The 14,861-nt window shown below is 68.2% G+C and carries 11 protein-coding genes; 5 read left to right on the forward strand and 6 right to left on the reverse strand.

Annotation, left to right across the window (positions count from 1 at the left end):
* Positions 1 to 19: 19 nt before the first annotated feature.
* Positions 20 to 1,162 carry an FAD-dependent oxidoreductase gene (locus ACWPN8_RS32830; protein ID WP_492243831.1) on the reverse strand — a complete coding sequence of 381 codons (1,143 nt, stop codon included), beginning with the start codon at positions 1,160 to 1,162 and terminating at the stop codon, positions 20 to 22.
* A 77-nt stretch (positions 1,163 to 1,239) separates the two neighbouring features.
* Here ACWPN8_RS32830 and ACWPN8_RS32835 point away from each other — a divergent pair, with 77 nt between their 5' ends.
* Positions 1,240 to 1,911: a TetR/AcrR family transcriptional regulator gene (locus ACWPN8_RS32835; protein ID WP_109451374.1), complete on the forward strand. Its 672-nt coding sequence runs from the start codon at positions 1,240 to 1,242 to the stop codon at positions 1,909 to 1,911.
* 79 nt (positions 1,912 to 1,990) lie between these two features.
* On the opposite strand, the gene ACWPN8_RS32840 is transcribed toward ACWPN8_RS32835, so the two are convergent.
* Both ACWPN8_RS32840 and aptA read right to left on the reverse strand, forming a co-directional pair.
* Positions 1,991 to 3,490 (reverse strand): CoA-acylating methylmalonate-semialdehyde dehydrogenase, encoded by a 1,500-nt coding sequence (locus tag ACWPN8_RS32840; protein WP_492243832.1) that lies wholly within the window; start codon positions 3,488 to 3,490, stop codon positions 1,991 to 1,993.
* Between the two features lie 48 nt (positions 3,491 to 3,538).
* The gene (gene aptA, locus ACWPN8_RS32845) at positions 3,539 to 4,912 is read right to left on the reverse strand and encodes an omega-aminotransferase AptA (RefSeq protein ID WP_492243833.1); all 1,374 of its coding nucleotides are present in this window, start codon (positions 4,910 to 4,912) and stop codon (positions 3,539 to 3,541) included.
* Between the two features lie 154 nt (positions 4,913 to 5,066).
* Here aptA and ACWPN8_RS32850 point away from each other — a divergent pair, with 154 nt between their 5' ends.
* Positions 5,067 to 5,981: a LysR family transcriptional regulator gene (locus ACWPN8_RS32850; RefSeq protein WP_492243834.1), complete on the forward strand. Its 915-nt coding sequence runs from the start codon at positions 5,067 to 5,069 to the stop codon at positions 5,979 to 5,981.
* On the opposite strand, the gene ACWPN8_RS32855 is transcribed toward ACWPN8_RS32850, so the two are convergent.
* The 3 genes from ACWPN8_RS32855 to ACWPN8_RS32865 form a co-directional block, all read right to left on the reverse strand.
* Positions 5,978 to 8,332 (reverse strand): mechanosensitive ion channel family protein, encoded by a 2,355-nt coding sequence (locus ACWPN8_RS32855; RefSeq protein WP_492243835.1) that lies wholly within the window; start codon positions 8,330 to 8,332, stop codon positions 5,978 to 5,980. The genes ACWPN8_RS32850 and ACWPN8_RS32855 overlap by 4 nt on opposite strands.
* A gap of 113 nt (positions 8,333 to 8,445) precedes the next feature.
* The gene (locus ACWPN8_RS32860; protein WP_492243836.1) at positions 8,446 to 9,096 is read right to left on the reverse strand and encodes a DUF1345 domain-containing protein; all 651 of its coding nucleotides are present in this window, start codon (positions 9,094 to 9,096) and stop codon (positions 8,446 to 8,448) included.
* A gap of 42 nt (positions 9,097 to 9,138) precedes the next feature.
* Positions 9,139 to 10,857 (reverse strand): DedA family protein, encoded by a 1,719-nt coding sequence (locus ACWPN8_RS32865; protein WP_492243837.1) that lies wholly within the window; start codon positions 10,855 to 10,857, stop codon positions 9,139 to 9,141.
* 241 nt (positions 10,858 to 11,098) lie between these two features.
* Between ACWPN8_RS32865 and ACWPN8_RS32870 the strand changes: the two genes are divergently transcribed.
* The 3 genes from ACWPN8_RS32870 to ACWPN8_RS32880 all read left to right on the forward strand — a co-directional run bounded on the left by ACWPN8_RS32870 (position 11,099) and on the right by ACWPN8_RS32880 (position 14,844).
* Positions 11,099 to 12,277, forward strand: a complete 1,179-nt coding sequence (locus ACWPN8_RS32870; protein ID WP_376966550.1) for an acyl-CoA dehydrogenase — start codon at positions 11,099 to 11,101, stop codon at positions 12,275 to 12,277.
* Positions 12,278 to 12,708: 431 nt separating this feature from the next.
* Positions 12,709 to 14,151: a selenium-binding protein SBP56-related protein gene (locus ACWPN8_RS32875; RefSeq protein WP_492243838.1), complete on the forward strand. Its 1,443-nt coding sequence runs from the start codon at positions 12,709 to 12,711 to the stop codon at positions 14,149 to 14,151.
* 24 nt (positions 14,152 to 14,175) lie between these two features.
* Complete coding sequence (locus ACWPN8_RS32880) at positions 14,176 to 14,844, forward strand: hypothetical protein (RefSeq protein ID WP_492243839.1); 669 nt, start codon at positions 14,176 to 14,178, stop codon at positions 14,842 to 14,844.
* Positions 14,845 to 14,861 lie beyond the last annotated feature (17 nt).

The raw sequence follows: 14,861 nt of genomic DNA on the forward strand, positions 1-14,861 counted from the left end.
GCCGCAAGCCCGTCTCCCGTCACGATGGCTGGCGATCTGGTTCGGACACGCTCCTCATCATGTCGATGAAGCCCGACGGCGCGTCGTCGCCAAGGCAAAGCTCCAGCATCCGATTGGCGTCCACGGCTTCCAGGGCGGCGCGGGCGAACATCGGCTCCTCATAGGCGGCAAGCGCCGCTTCGACATCCCCGGGATGCCGAACCAGGGCGCCGGCCAGTTCGGCACCGTCCAGCATCGCCAGATTGGCGCCTTCGCCAGACGGCGGCATCAGGTGCGCGGCATCTCCCAGCAGCGTCACGCCGGGAACCCGCTGCCATCGGTGTCCGGTGGGAAGCGTGTGGACCATGCGGGGAACCGGCGGCGTGTCGCTCCCGGTGATGAGGGCGGTCAACTCCGGCGCCCAGCCGTCGAACTCCGCCACGACAAGACCCTTCGCCGCCGGATCGCCGAAGTCGATCCCGGCGAACCAGTCCGCCGGCCGCTTCAACTCGACATAGACATGCAGCACGTCTCCGGCCTCCCGATGGGCGAAGATGGCTCTGCCCGGCGCCAGGGCGAACATCGCTCCGGCGCCGACCGCCGCCGCGGATCGGGAATGCCGGCTGTCCACATCGTGCAGGTATGTCTCGATGAACGTCGCGCCGGCATAACGGGGCGTGGCATCGGACAGCAGGGGCCGCACCCGGGACCATGCGCCGTCCGCCCCGACGAGAAGACCGGCGGTGGCACGGCTTCCATCCGCGAACAGGACCTCGTGCCGCCCGTCGCCGAGGGGTGAGGCGCTGGCGAGTTTCCTGCCCCACCGCACCGTGCCCTCCGGCAGGGAGTCGAGGAGCAGCCTGCGCAGATCGCCGCGCAGGACTTCGGGACGCCGGTTCTGTCCGTCGTCGGGAAGGTCGAGGAGCACGCTGCCGGTGCGGTCCAGCACGCGCGTCGCCTCTGCGCCCTGGTGGATGATCGACCGGAACGCCTCGGTGAGGCCGGCGGCTGCGAGCGCAAGCTGGCCGTTGTGGTCGTGGATGTCGAGCTGGCCGCCCTGGGTCCGGCTGTCGGCGCCCGGCTCCGCCTCGTAGACGATTGAGGAGATGCCATGGACATGGAGGACGCGGGCCAGCGTCAGTCCACCCAATCCCGCACCGATGATGACGACAGCTTGCTCCACTGCGCTCTCTCCCTGCTCTGGAACGGCGTTCCATTACTATTCATTGGAACGTTGTTCCAGACATGTCAAGGTGAGACATGGATCCAAGACCCAAGACTCCCGAGCGGCGGGAGGATGCGCTTTCCAAGGAGCGGATCGTTGCGTCCGCCATCGAGCTTCTCGATGGGGAGGGGGAGCGCGCCCTGACCTTCCGCGCGCTGGCGAACCGGCTGTCGACCGGAAGCGGGGCGATCTACTGGCATATCCCGGACAAGGACGCACTGCTCTCTGCGGCAACCGAGGCTGTGCTGTCCCATGCGCTGGCCGGAATCGCGGGCGGATCCGATCCGGCGGACGCCCTGCGCGCCATCGCCTTGGGCGTCTTCGACGCCATCGAGGCGCATCCATGGGTGGGCACCCAGCTCGCCAGGGAACCGTGGCAGCCGGCCATGGTGGAGGTTTTCGAGCGCAGTGCCGCGCAGTTCGATCTGCTGGGCGTTCCGCGCGGGGCGCTTTTCCACTGCGTGTCGGCGTTCGTCCAGTATCTGCTGGGTACCGCTGCGCAGACCGCGGCCGCCGCGCGCCACAAGTTCCACGCGTCGGAGCGGCCGGCCGTCCTGGCTGCAATCGTCGAGCGCTGGACCCGGCGCGATCCCGCGGAATACCCGTTCGTTCACCTGCTGGCGGAGCAGGTGCGGACGCATGACGAGCGGGAGGCGTTCCTCGCGGGTCTCGACCTGATCCTGGCGGGGGCGAAACCCGCACGGTAGCGGCGTGAAGTCAAAACTGGAGCGGCGGCGAGGCGGTGTCTTGCCGTCCCCGCCGCCGCTCGATTTTACCGACGGATCTTTACTTCATCGACGGGAAGGCGAACTGGGCGCCTTCGCGGACGCCGCCGGTCGGCCAGCGCTGGGTCACGGTCTTGCGGCGGGTGTAGAAGCGCACGCCGTCCGGACCGTAGGCCGACAGGTCGCCGAACAGCGACCGCTTCCAGCCGCCAAAGCTGTGATAGGCGACCGGAACCGGCAGCGGCACGTTGATGCCGACCATGCCGACCTTGATCATGTCGCTGAAATAACGGGCGGCCTCGCCGTCGCGGGTGAACAGGCAGGTGCCGTTGCCGTATTCGTGGGCGTCGATCAGGTCCATGCCCTCCTGCATCGTCTTGACGCGGACGAGGCAGAGCACCGGGCCGAAGATCTCCTCCCGGTAGATGGTCATGTCCGGGGTGACGCGGTCGAACAGGCAGCCGCCCAGGAAATTGCCGTTCTCATGGCCGGGCACCACCAGCCCGCGGCCGTCCACCGCTAGCTCGGCCCCCTCGGCGACGCCCTGGTCGACGTAGGCCTTCACCTTCTCGTAATGGGCGCGGGTGACCAGCGGCCCCATCTCGCAGCCGGCGGACGTGCCGGCGCCGACCTTGAGGTCGCGCAGCGCCACCGACAGCTTGTCCTTGAGCCGGTCGGCCACCTCGTCGCCCACCGCCACCACGACGGAGATCGCCATGCAGCGCTCGCCGCAGGAGCCGTAGGCCGCCCCCATCAGCGCGCTGACCGCATTGTCGAGGTCGGCGTCCGGCATGACGATGGCGTGGTTCTTGGCGCCGCCCAGCGCCTGCACCCGCTTTCCATGGGCGGTGGCGGTCGCATAGACATATTCGGCGATGGGGGTGGATCCGACGAAGCTGACGCCCTGCACCCGCGGGTCGGTCAGCAGCGTGTCCACCGCCTCCTTGTCGCCGTTGACGACGTTCAGCACGCCCGGCGGCAGTCCGGCCTCTTCGGCCAGCTGGGCGACATAGAGGGCGGCACTCGGGTCGCGCTCCGACGGCTTGAGGATGAAGGTGTTCCCGCAGGCGATGGCGATCGGGTACATCCACAGCGGGACCATCGCCGGGAAGTTGAAGGGGGTGATGCCGGCGACGACGCCCAGCGGCTGGAATTCCGACCAGCTGTCGATGCTGGGGCCGACATTCTTGGAGAACTCGCCCTTCAGCAGCTCCGGCACGCCGCAGGCATATTCGACATTCTCGATGCCGCGGGTCAGCTCGCCGAAGGCGTCGTCCAGCACCTTGCCGTGCTCCGCCGTGATCAGGGCGCAGACGCGCTGCGCATTTTCCTCCAGCAGCTGCTTGAAGCGGAACATGACACGGGCGCGCTTGGCCGGCGGCGTGGCGCGCCAGCCCGGGAAGGCGGCCTCGGCGGCGGCTATCGCCTCCTCGACCGTCTTGCGGCTGGCGAGCGCCACCTGACCGGCGATCTCGCCGGTGGCGGGATTGACGATGTCGGCGGTGCGGCTGTCGGCCGGGGCGTCGGTCTTGCCGCCGATCAGGTGCGGAACGATGGGCATTGGGCTTTTCCCGGAATGTCGCGTGTGGAGGTTCTTACGCCGTGGCCCTTACGCGGTCGCCTGGATCGCGTCGGCGACGACGTTGAACAGGCGGTCGAGGTCCTCGCGCTCGCTGATGAAATGCGGGCCGAACTGGAGAGTGTCGCCGCCGTAGCGCACGTAGTAGCCGGCGTCCCAGCACTTCATGGCGATCTCGTAGGGCCGCCGCGCCGGCTCGCCCGGAAGCGCCGCGATGGTGACGGCGCCGGCAAGGCCGCAGTTGCGGATGTCGGCGACGTTCTTCAGCCCCTTCAGCCCGTGGATCAGATCCTCGAAATGCGGCATCAGCGCCGCCGCCTTGTCGGCCAGCTTCTCGCGCTCGAACAGGTCGAGGGCGGCGAGACCGGCGGCGCAGGCGACCGGGTGGGCGGAGTAGGTGTAGCCGTGCGGGAACTCCACCAGATACTCAGGCCCGCCATTGTCCATGAAGGTCTGGTAGATCTCGCGGCTGGCGACCACCGCACCCATCGGCACGGCACCGTTGGTCAGACCCTTGGCGACGTTCATGATGTCGGGGACCACGCCGAAATAATCGGCGCCGAAGGCGGTGCCCATGCGGCCGAAGCCGGTGATGACCTCGTCGAAGATCAGCAGGATGCCGTGCTTGGTGCAGATCTCGCGCAGGCGCTGGAGATAGCCCTTGGGCGGCGGCAGCACGCCGGCCGACCCGGCCATCGGCTCCACCACCACCGCGGCGATGTTGGAGGCGTCGTGCAGAGCCACCAGATCCTCCAGCGCGTCGGCCAGATGGGCGCCCTCGTCCGGCATGCCCTTGGTGAACAGGTTCTGCGGCAGCAGGGTGTGCGGCAAATGGTCGGCATCGACGCCGGTGCCGAACAGCTTGCGGTTGCCGACGATGCCGCCCAGGCTGGTGCCGCCGAAATTGACGCCGTGATAGCCCTTCACCCGGCCGATCAGCTTGGTCTTGGCCGGCTGGCCCTTCATCCGCCAATAGGCCCGCGCCATCTTCAGCGAGGTGTCGGCGGCCTCCGAGCCGGAATTGACGAAGAAGACATGGTCCAGCCCGGCCGGCGTCATCGAGGCCAGCTTGTGCGCCAGCTTGAAGGCGGCGGTGTGGCCGTGCTGGAAGGCCGGGCTGTAGTCGAGCGTGGCGATCTGCTGCGCCACCGCGTCGGCGATCTCGCGGCGGCAATGGCCGGCGCCGCTGCACCACAGGCCGGACAGGCTGTCATAGATCTTGCGGCCCTGCGCGTCCCAGTACCAGGCGCCCTCCGCCTTCGTCATGATGCGCGGGTTCTTCTTGAACTCGCGGTTGGCGGTGAAGGGCATCCAGTGCGCGTCAAGCTCCTCGCGCGTCAGTCCGGCAGCCGTGCCGAGGGCGTGGGCGTCGGCGTGGGCATGATCGTGGTCGAGGGGGGCCATCCGCTGTTCTCCCGGTTTGGTTTGGGGGGCGCATATGTCAGGGCTGCTGTCTGTGGTCAGTGTGAGCGGTTCCCGGTTGCCATCAAATCCAAAGTGGAAGAACTTCACGTAAGCATCCGCTTAACTTTCCCGCTCAACGATCCCAGGCGACAGCATGAGCAAGCCGGCCCGGTCGATGGCCCCGATCAGCGACGCCGACATCCGGCTGCTGCGCGTGTTCCGGACGGTGGTGGAGTGCGGCGGCTTCTCCGCCGCCGAGGTGGAGCTGAACATCAGCCGCGCCGCGATCAGCCAGCACATGGCCGATCTGGAGCGCAGGCTCGGCCTGACGCTGTGCTGGCGCGGGCGGGCGGGCTTCCGGCTGACGGAGGAGGGGCGGCTGGCCTATGAGGCGAGCTTGCGCCTTCTGGCCAGCACCGAGAGCTTCCGCAGCGAGATCAACACGGTCCATCGCCGGCTGCGTGGCGAATTGAACATCGGCATCACCGACAACCTCGTCACCATGCCGCAGATGCGGGTGACCCACGCGCTGCGCGGCCTGAAGCAGCTGGCGCCGGAGGTCCGCGTCAACATCCGCATGATCCCGCCCAACGAGATCGAGCGCGGCGTGCTGGACGGGCAGCTGCATGTCGGCGTCGTCCCGGTGCGGCGCGGATTGCCGGGGCTGGCCGGCCTGCCGCTCTATAGTGAGGAATCGCTGCTCTATTGCGGCGACGGCCATCCGCTGTTCGACAGACCCGATGGTGCAGTGACGCGGGAGGATGTCGAGGCGGCCGACGCGGTGGCGCCGACCCAGGCGCAGCTTCCGCACGAGCTGAACAACACCGCGACCGCCACCGACCGCGAGGGGGTGGCGTTCCTGATCCTGACCGGATGCTATGTCGGCTTCCTGCCCATCCATTACGCGCGGCAATGGGTCGAGCGCGGCATGATGCGGGCGCTGCTGCCCGGCACCTACCGCCATGCGCTGGAGTTCCAGATGGTGACCAAGAAGGGGGCCCAGCCCAATCTGGTGCTGGACCGCTTCCTGGAAGTCCTGCGCGGCAGCGGGAATGGAGGGGGCGTCTAGCTCTCCAGGCGCCGTCCGGCTGCGGGCTTGGCGTCCGGCATGTCCTCGCCCAGCGCGTGCAGGACGGCGCCGGCGGCCAGGGTGCGCTCCTCCTCGCCGATCTGCATCGTCACCGGGTCGCCGGTGGCGCTGGTAGCCGTCGCTTCGCCGGCGAAGCGGACCGTCACCTCGCGATTGGCGAAGCGGATGCCCTCGCGGCGGAACAGGGCGTTGAGTTCCTGATAGACCCGCTTGCGGATCTCCCACTGGTCGCCGGGCCGGGTCATGAACTTGACGCGGAGGATCATCGCGGAGTCCTCCATCTGGATGACGCCCTGCGATTTCAGCGGCTGGAGGAACTTCGGCCCCAGATCGGGATCGTCGAGCAGCATCTGGCCCAGCTGCTTGATGTGCTTGCGCACCTTCTCGACGTCGGTGTCGTAGGTGATGCGCAGCGGCAGCTTCATGATCACCCAGTCGCGCGAGTAGTTGGTCAGCTGGTGGATCTCGCCGAAGGGGACGGTGTGCAGCGGGCCGCGATGGTGGCGCAGCTGCATCGAGCGCACCGAGATCTTCTCCACCGTGCCGCGGATGGCGCCGATCTCGATGTATTCGCCCTTGCGGAAGGCGTCGTCGATCAGGAAGAAGGCGCCGGAGAAGATGTCGCGGATCAGCGTCTGCGCGCCGAAGCCGATGGCGATGCCGGCCACGCCCGCCCCGGCGAACAGCGGCGCGATGTTGACGCCGAGATCCATCAGGACGCTGAGCAGGATGGCGCCGACGATGGACAGCAGGATGAAGTTGCGCACCAGCGGCAGCAGCGTCGCCAGCCGGCTGGCCGAGCCGTGGCCGCTTCCCTCGTCGCCGGGAATGGCGCCGGGGGTCGGCCCCTCCTCGGCGATGCGGCGGTCGATCCAGATGCGGACGCCGTGATAGGCGACGTAGCCGATCAGGCAGACCGTCATGATGCTGATGAGCTTGTCCGCCGCATCGCCGTGCATGCGCGGGACGTTCCACACCGACAGGGTCACCGCCACCCCGGCGGCGGCGGCGAGGATGCCCGCCACCCGCCGGGCCAGCGCCTCGTAGCTGTCGATGGCCGCCGGCCGGGGAGTGTCGGGGAGCAGGCCGTCGCCGTCCGGCGCACTCTCCCGGCCTTCCTCCAGCGGCCGCCACAGGGTGCGGCGATGGTGGAACAGCCATTCGGTGGCATAGGTGACGGTGGCATAGACGGCGAGGATCGCCGCGGCGACGGCATAGGCGCCGAGCAGCAGCGGCAGCTCGGTCGGCCAGCCCAGGATCAGGCGGTTGACCAGCGTCGCCAGGGCATAGGCGAAATAGACCAGGACCGCCGGAAACCACAGGCGCAGGGTCAGCCGTTCCAGCGGCGCCACCGTCGCCGCCGGACGCCCGGCCAGGAAGGCGCGCTCGACCGTCTGGCGGTTGGCATAGAGTGCGCCGACCGTCGCCAGCACGGTGAGCAGCCCGAACAGCGCGACCAGCACCGCGTGCGGGTCGTAGGGCATGCCGAGCGCCTCCAGCCAGATGGTGCCGATCATCAGGGCGACGCCCACGGCACCGCTGGCGGTCAGGTCGCGCCGCAGCCGGCGCACCGCCGGGGCCACGCCGGCATCCGCAGACGCGCCGGGCGGCATCACCAGCCGCCAGAACAGGGCGATGGCCCAGACCAGCAGATAGCCGGCCCCGGCGAGGATGACCGTCTTCTCGGTCATCGGCGTCGGTTCCGGCACCAGTGCGGTGGCGAGCCCGAAGGCGATCAGCGTGGCGAAGAGCATGCCGACCAGCGTCAGCAGCGCATGCGCCACCAGACGGGGAAAGCGGGCGGCCAGGATGGAGCCGCCCGGTCTCGGTTCGGCCGGGGGCGGCAGCAGGCGGCGGGCGACCGGCCGCTGATAGACCAGATGCTGGACGCCATGGCCGGCCGCCATCAGGGCGAAGGTCAGGGCGATGACCTGCAGGAAATAGTCGAGCCTGCCGGTCGGGCTCTGGGTCTTCAGGGTGGCGACGATGGCCGACGGGATGGCGGGCGTGGCGCGCAGCCGCCGGGCGAGCTTGCCGCGGAACCCCGCCATGCGGTCGCGCCCTTCGCTGAGCATCAGCATCATCATGCCGTCAGCCGCGCTGGCGGCTGCGGAGGGCGGGGCGGGTGTGGCAGTGGCGGGAGCAGGTGGGGCGGGCGGAGGAGCGGTGGTTTGGGCGGGGGGCGGCGCTGCGGTCTGGGCCGACGCCTCGGCGAACGCCAGGCCCAGCGACAGCAGCCCCAGCAGCAAAATCAGCGTCGCCGCCCTGAGCCGGACCGGCCAGCGGAGACGCAAGGAAAAGGCACGGGCGAGGAGCGGAGGGGTCGGCATGGCCTTGCGTCGCGAAGCGTGGCGGTCGATCCGATGAGAGTAGCGTAGATCGCGCGGCCGGGAAGGGGTTCCTAAGGCTCCGCCGCAGCAATTGCGACGGGGCGGGGCGGACCTCAGCTGACCAGCCCGGCGGCCAGATTGACGCCCAGCGCCAGCACCGCGGTGTTGAACAGGAAGGACAGGGCACCGTGCATCAGCACCAGACGGCGCATGCCGGCGGCGCGGGTGGTCACGTCGGACACCTGTGCTGTCATGCCGACGGTGAAGCTGAAGTAAAGGAATTCCAGGTAATCCGGCGCGTCGTTGCCGGGAAAATCCAGGCTGCGCTCCTGGCCCGACTGCCCACCCAGCCAATAATCGTGGGCGTAATGCTGGGCGAAGAAGACATGCAGGAAGCCCCAGGACAGCAGGACCGTCACCCCCGACAGCACCGCCGCCATCCCCTCGTGCGGGGAGCCCTTGGCCGACACCAGCTCCGCCACGATGGCGACCAGCGCCGCGAGCGAGGCCAGCACCGCACCGGCCAGCACCCCCCATTTGCCGGGGTCGAGCAGCTTGGCCCGCCGGCGCATGGAAGCCACCGTGGCCCGGCTCATCAGGATGCCGGCGAGCAGGATGTAGGCGGCGACCCCGCAATCCCAGCCGGTCAGCACCGCGGTGGTGGGGCGCAGCCAGACGGCGGCGAGGCCCCCGGCCAGCAATGCTACGGCCAGCGCCCCGCTCAGCGACGGGCGGTTGCGCAGATGGGTCAGGCTGCCGCGCATCTCGTCTCCAACCGATTGGCGTGCGGCGATGCGCACGCCCGTTCAGTTGGAGGCGGGATAGAGCGGAAGCAAGGTCTGCTGGCGGCGCTGATAGCGTACCAATTCCAGCGCAGTCAGCGGCTGCGCCCCGGCCGCCCGGCAGGCGTCCGCCACCTCGAACATCAACGCCTGCTGGTGGAACAGGGTGGCATAGGCGTCGCCGAGTTTGAACTCCGGGTCCCACATGTGGATGGCCTCGGCCCCGGCGCCGTTCACCTCGATGATGCGGAAATCCTCGCCCACCGCCAGCCGCTCCACCGAGGCGAAGCGCACGTCGAAGCGGCCGAAATGGAAGCCCGGCATCTGGTCGGCGATCTCGTCGAAGCGCGCGGTCAGCGTCGCGGTGACATGGCCGCAGGCATCCTTGTAGAGGCCGCCGACCCGGCTGCTGCCGACCAGCGACAGCCGCACCGTGCGCCCGGCCTCCGGCACCTCGTCCAGCCGGTCGGCCAGCGCCTCGTGGTGCAGGTCGGCCTTCCAGGAGGCGCGCGGATCGGCGGCGATCAGCTTGCGCAGGGTGGAGCGGCCGTCGCCGACCACATGCGGGTAATAGCGGAAGGTCATGGAGAAGATGCGCCCGTGCCGCTCCCCCGGCTTGCGGACGTAGAAGATGCCGGCCTCGCCGGCGTAAGCCACATGCTCCTGCAGGATCAGCTTAACGTCGGCCGGGAAGCCGCGCAGATAGGTGCAGAGATCGGCGGCGTCGCGCACCAGCCGCACGCCGATGCCGCGCCAGCCGATGTCCGGCTTGGCGACCAGCGGGAAGGACAGGCCGGCACCGGACGCCAGCGACTCGAGCTGCGCCGGGGTCAGCGACGGGCGGTTGACCAGGGCGACGGATTTCGCCGCCCACCGGCGCGCCTCCGGCCCGATCAGGTCCATGCAGGCGATCTTCGACTCGCCGAGCAGCCCGCCCGCCTCGATCGACGGGTTGGCGGCGGTCGGCAGCGACAGGCTGCGGTAGCGGACGCCGAGCGCCAGCCACTGCGCCACCAGCGGGATGTAGAACAGCAGCGGCGGAATGCGCTCCGCCCAGCCGATGGTGGGGGCACCGGCCGGCACCACCGGCAGGCCGGGCAGGGCGATGGCGCGCGGGGTCGGGCTGCCGTGCAGCGCGTCGCGCAGGGCCTTGGGCAGCAGCGGCTCCAGCACCGCCCGGATGCGGGCGAACAGCGCGCGGACGACGGCCTGCGCCCGCTTGGTGCGCAGGACCATCAGCAGGGCGGCGCAGCCGATGCCGATCACCTGCACCTGGATCGCCGCCGCTTCGAGCGACGAGGTCATCAGGGTCAGCAGCAGCCCGACATGCACCCCGGCGGTCGCCAGCGTGATGGCGATGAAGCGCAGGAACGGCACCCGCATCACCCCGCAGGCGAAGTAGGTCGGGAACAAGACGCCGGGAACCAGCCGGCAAGTCACCAAGGTCGGCAACAGGTTCCGCTGCAAGGCTCCGCGGCAGCGTTCAAGCATAGGACCTTCGGTCCGCCGCCTAATCCAACTGATCCGCAGGGACAATAGTCCAAGGACATAAATGAACAAATCGCCGATAACAATCCCACACAGCAGGGTGATGGCGGTCACGCCGATGCTGACGGTGCCGACGCTGACGAGGCTCGCTCCAACCGCAATTGCAACGTCTTCGTGCAGAAGCGTAAGCAAAGCAAGGCCCAGCAACAGGGGAAAACCGGCGAAAGCGGTTATTGGTTGCAATGCAGCAAACACGTGCGGTCTGTCCGTTGGGTAGGGGGCGGTTACGGTGCCGTCGGCAAAATTGCATAGGAAATGGTAAGCTTCACGTTAAAACTTTTATGGAACCGTGCGGCATAGCGACTGTTTCTTTTGAGCCATATAGAAACGGTATGGCTATGATAGAAAATATGTGTTTGCAGCTATGGCGTCGGCGCGGCAGAGTGCGTTTCAATCGATGGCCGAACCGCCATGTGACATGACCAGGAGACGCACCGTGCAGAGCATCCAGTGGGACGACGCCTTCCTCCTTGAAGCCCAGCTGACCGAGGATGAGAAGCTGGTGCGCGACAGCGCCCGCGCCTACTGCCAGGACCGGTTGCAGCCCCGTGTCATCTCCGCCTTCCGCGAGGAGCGGTTCGACCGCGAGATCATGACCGAGATGGGCGAGCTGGGCCTGCTGGGGCCCACCATCCCGGAGGAGTATGGCGGGCCGGGCGTCAGCCATGTCGCCTACGGCCTGGTCGCCCGCGAGGTCGAGCGGGTGGACAGCGGCTACCGCTCCGCCATGTCGGTGCAGTCCTCGCTGGTCATGCACCCGATCTATTCCTACGGCAGTGAGGAGCAGAAGAAGAAGTGGCTGCCGCGTCTGGCCACCGGCGAGCTGATCGGCTGCTTCGGCCTGACCGAGCCGGATCACGGCTCCGATCCCGGCGGCATGAAGACCCGCGCCACCAAGGTCGACGGCGGCTATCTGCTGTCGGGCTCCAAGATGTGGATCACCAACTCCCCCATCGCCGACCTCGCCGTCGTCTGGGCGAAGTCGGACGCCCATGACAACAAGATCAAGGGCTTCGTGGTCGAGCGCGGGACCAAGGGCTTCTCCACCCCGAAGATCGAGGGCAAGCTGTCGCTGCGCTCGTCGGTCACCGGCGAGATCGTGCTGGACGAGGCCTTCGTCCCCGACGAGAACCTGCTGCCCAACGTGTCGGGCCTGGGCGGTCCGTTCGGCTGCCTGAACAAGGCGCGCTACGGCATTGCCTGGGGCGTGCTGGGGGCCGCCGAGTTCTGCTGGCACGCCGCCCGCCAATACACGCTGGACCGCAAGCAGTTCGGCCGTCCGCTGGCCCAGACCCAACTGGTCCAGAAGAAGCTGGCCGACATGATGACGGAGATCACGCTGGGCCTCCAGGCCTGCCTGCGCGTCGGCCGCATGATGGACGACGGCAGCTGGTCGCCGGAAGCGATCTCGCTGATCAAGCGCAACAACTGCGGCAAGGCGCTCGACATCGCCCGCGTCGCCCGCGACATGCATGGCGGCAACGGCATCTCCGAGGAATTCCAGGTCATCCGCCACATGGTGAACCTGGAGACGGTGAACACCTACGAAGGCACCCACGACGTCCATGCCCTGATCCTGGGCCGGGCGCAGACGGGCCTGCAGGCGTTCTTCTGAGCGGAAAGTCCATCCCCTTTCCCGCCTCTCGTGCCAACGCATGCGTTGCCGGCGGCATCGGGCGGATCGCAAGTCCGCCCGGTGCCGGGGAAGGGAGGGAAGCCACCGCGGTGCGGCAGATGTGCGGGGACGTTGCGGGAATCGGTGTGGTTGCGGATTCCTGGAGCAAACCCCTGTTCTCGGCCGATACCGGCTTCCTTCATCCCGAGGCGGGAATTTTTCCATTGTACGCCGGGGCTCCATGGGACTGAGCGGGGGGACTGGTCGGGGATCTGGGTAGGGCTTGGCTGCTCCGCTGTTAAAGCTACTTCGGAATTGGGAGGATTGTCTCCTCATTAGATAGACAATGATCCCCGTTTTCCTCCGCCGGTGCCTGTCGAGGCTGAGATATCCTTTCGAACTCGGCGCATGCCGGTTTGGGAGGAATTTCCATGGCGACCTGGACTCCTGATCCCAGTTTCTACCCCTCGCCACGCATGGCGATGCAGGCCGCTCCGGAACGGCTGGCCTATGTGGCGATGCTGAATGTCGAAGGGGGGCCGGATGCGCTGGGGGTGGTCGATGTCGATCCCTCCTCGGCCAGCTATGGCCGGCTCCTTCGGCGGGTCGACATGCCGAATGTCGGCGACGAGTTGCACCATTTCGGCTGGAACGCCTGCAGTTCCGCCCTGTGCCCCTACGCTCCGCATCCGCATGTAGAGCGGCGATACCTGATCGTGCCCGGGCTGCGGTCATCGCGCATCCACATCCTGGACACCAAGCCCGATCCCGCCGACCCCAAAATCGTCAAGATCATCGAGCCGGAGGAACTCGCGGCGCGCGCCAATTATTCCCGCCCGCACACGATGCATTGCGGACCGGAAGGCATCTATGTCAGCGCGCTCGGCAACGGAAAGGGCGACGGCGGCGGGCCGGGGGGCGTCTTCCTGATGGACCACGAAACCTTCGAGGTGCTCGGCCAGTGGGAGATCGACCGCGGTCCGCAGTTCCTGGCCTACGATGTCTGGTGGCATCTCGGCCAGGACACGCTGATCACCAGCGAATGGGGCACGCCCGACATGATCGAGGACGGGCTGAACCCCGAACTGCTGCTCGGCGCGAAATACGGCCATCAGGTCCATTTCTGGGATCTGCGCAAGCGCCGGCACCGGCAGACCATCGATCTGGGGCCGGAATACCAGCTGGCGCTGGAACTGCGGCCGGCCCACGACCCGACCAAGGCCCATGGGTTCATGAATGCCGTGGTCAACCTGTCGGACCTGTCCTCGTCGATCTGGCTGTGGCATCGCGAGGATGACGGCAGCAGGTCTGGCCGGTGGGCCATGCGGAAGGTGATCGACATCCCGGCCGAACCGGCCGACCCGGATCTGCTGCCGCCGCTGCTCAAGGGCTTCAAGGCGGTGCCGCCGCTCGTCACCGACATCGATCTCTCGCTGGACGACCGCTGGCTCTACGTGTCCTGCTGGGGCACGGGGGAAATGCGGCGGTACGACGTGTCAGATCCGTTCCAGCCCCGGCTGACCGGCTCGGTGCGGTTGGGCGGGATCGTCGGGCGCAGCCGCCATCCCGGCGGCGATGCCGATGGTGGCGCCCTCAACGGTGCCCTCGGCGGCGCCCTCAACGGCGGCCCGCAGATGGTCGAGGTCAGCCGCGACGGCAAGCGGGTCTACTTCACCAACTCGCTGTACCGGAGCTGGGACGACCAGTTCTACCCGGACGGCATCAAGAGCTGGATGGTCAAGCTCGATGCCGACCCGGATGGCGGCCTGACCATCGACGAGCGGTTCTTCCTGCGCTTCGACGACGAATTCCGCGGTCACCAGATCCGGCTGGAAGGCGGCGACGCCTCTTCGGATTCCTACTGCTACCCATGACCGCCATCCGGGGGGCACCTCTCCATGGATGACCCGTGGCAATGGCTGGCGCTGGCCGGGCTCGGCGCCTTCCATGGAGTGAACCCGGCGATGGGATGGCTCTTCGCCGTGGCTCTCGGCCTTCAGGAGGGGCGGCGGGGCGCCGTCATCAGGGCGCTGCCTCCCATCGCGCTCGGCCATGCCCTGTCGGTGCTGGTGGTGGTGGCGGGATTCGCCATCCTGCAGCTGGTCGTCACGACGGCCCCGCTGAGGCTGGTCACGCCCGCCCTCCTGATCGGTTTCGGCCTCTACCGGCTCGTGCGCGGATACCGTCACCGGCTGCGGGTCGGCATGCGCACCGGCTTTGCCGGGCTGACGCTCTGGTCCTTTCTGATGGCGTCCGCCCACGGGGCCGGGCTGATGATCCTGCCCCTGCTGCTGGGCATGCTGGCGCCGGCGCAGCTGATGGCGCTGTCCCTGTGCGGACCGGGGGCGGGGATGACCGGCCCGGTCGCCGCACTGGGATCGGCTGCGGCCGGGCTGGCGGTGGTTCTGGTGCATATGGCGGCGATGCTGGCGGTGATCGCCGTCATCGGGCTGGCGGTTTTCGAAACCGTCGGCCTCGGCATTCTGCGCCGCGGCTGGGTCAATTTCGACCTGCTGTGGGCGGGCGCCCTGATCGGCACCGGAGCGGGGTTCCTGCTGCTCGGGTGAGGTCCGCCGTCGGGGAA

The sequence above is a fragment of the Azospirillum sp. UENF 112521 genome (genome assembly GCF_058780665.1).

Bases quoted from the DNA above. Each gene is read 5' to 3' on its own strand.
- ACWPN8_RS32835 (WP_109451374.1), top strand. From the start codon at position 1,240: ATGGATCCAAGACCCAAGACTCCCGAGCGGCGGGAGGATGCGCTTTCC.
- ACWPN8_RS32840 (WP_492243832.1), bottom strand. From the start codon at position 3,490: ATGCCCATCGTTCCGCACCTGATCGGCGGCAAGACCGACGCCCCGGCC.
- aptA (WP_492243833.1), bottom strand. From the start codon at position 4,912: ATGGCCCCCCTCGACCACGATCATGCCCACGCCGACGCCCACGCCCTC.
- ACWPN8_RS32850 (WP_492243834.1), top strand. From the start codon at position 5,067: ATGAGCAAGCCGGCCCGGTCGATGGCCCCGATCAGCGACGCCGACATC.
- ACWPN8_RS32855 (WP_492243835.1), bottom strand. From the start codon at position 8,332: ATGCCGACCCCTCCGCTCCTCGCCCGTGCCTTTTCCTTGCGTCTCCGC.
- ACWPN8_RS32860 (WP_492243836.1), bottom strand. From the start codon at position 9,096: ATGCGCGGCAGCCTGACCCATCTGCGCAACCGCCCGTCGCTGAGCGGG.
- ACWPN8_RS32875 (WP_492243838.1), top strand. From the start codon at position 12,709: ATGGCGACCTGGACTCCTGATCCCAGTTTCTACCCCTCGCCACGCATG.
- ACWPN8_RS32880 (WP_492243839.1), top strand. From the start codon at position 14,176: ATGGATGACCCGTGGCAATGGCTGGCGCTGGCCGGGCTCGGCGCCTTC.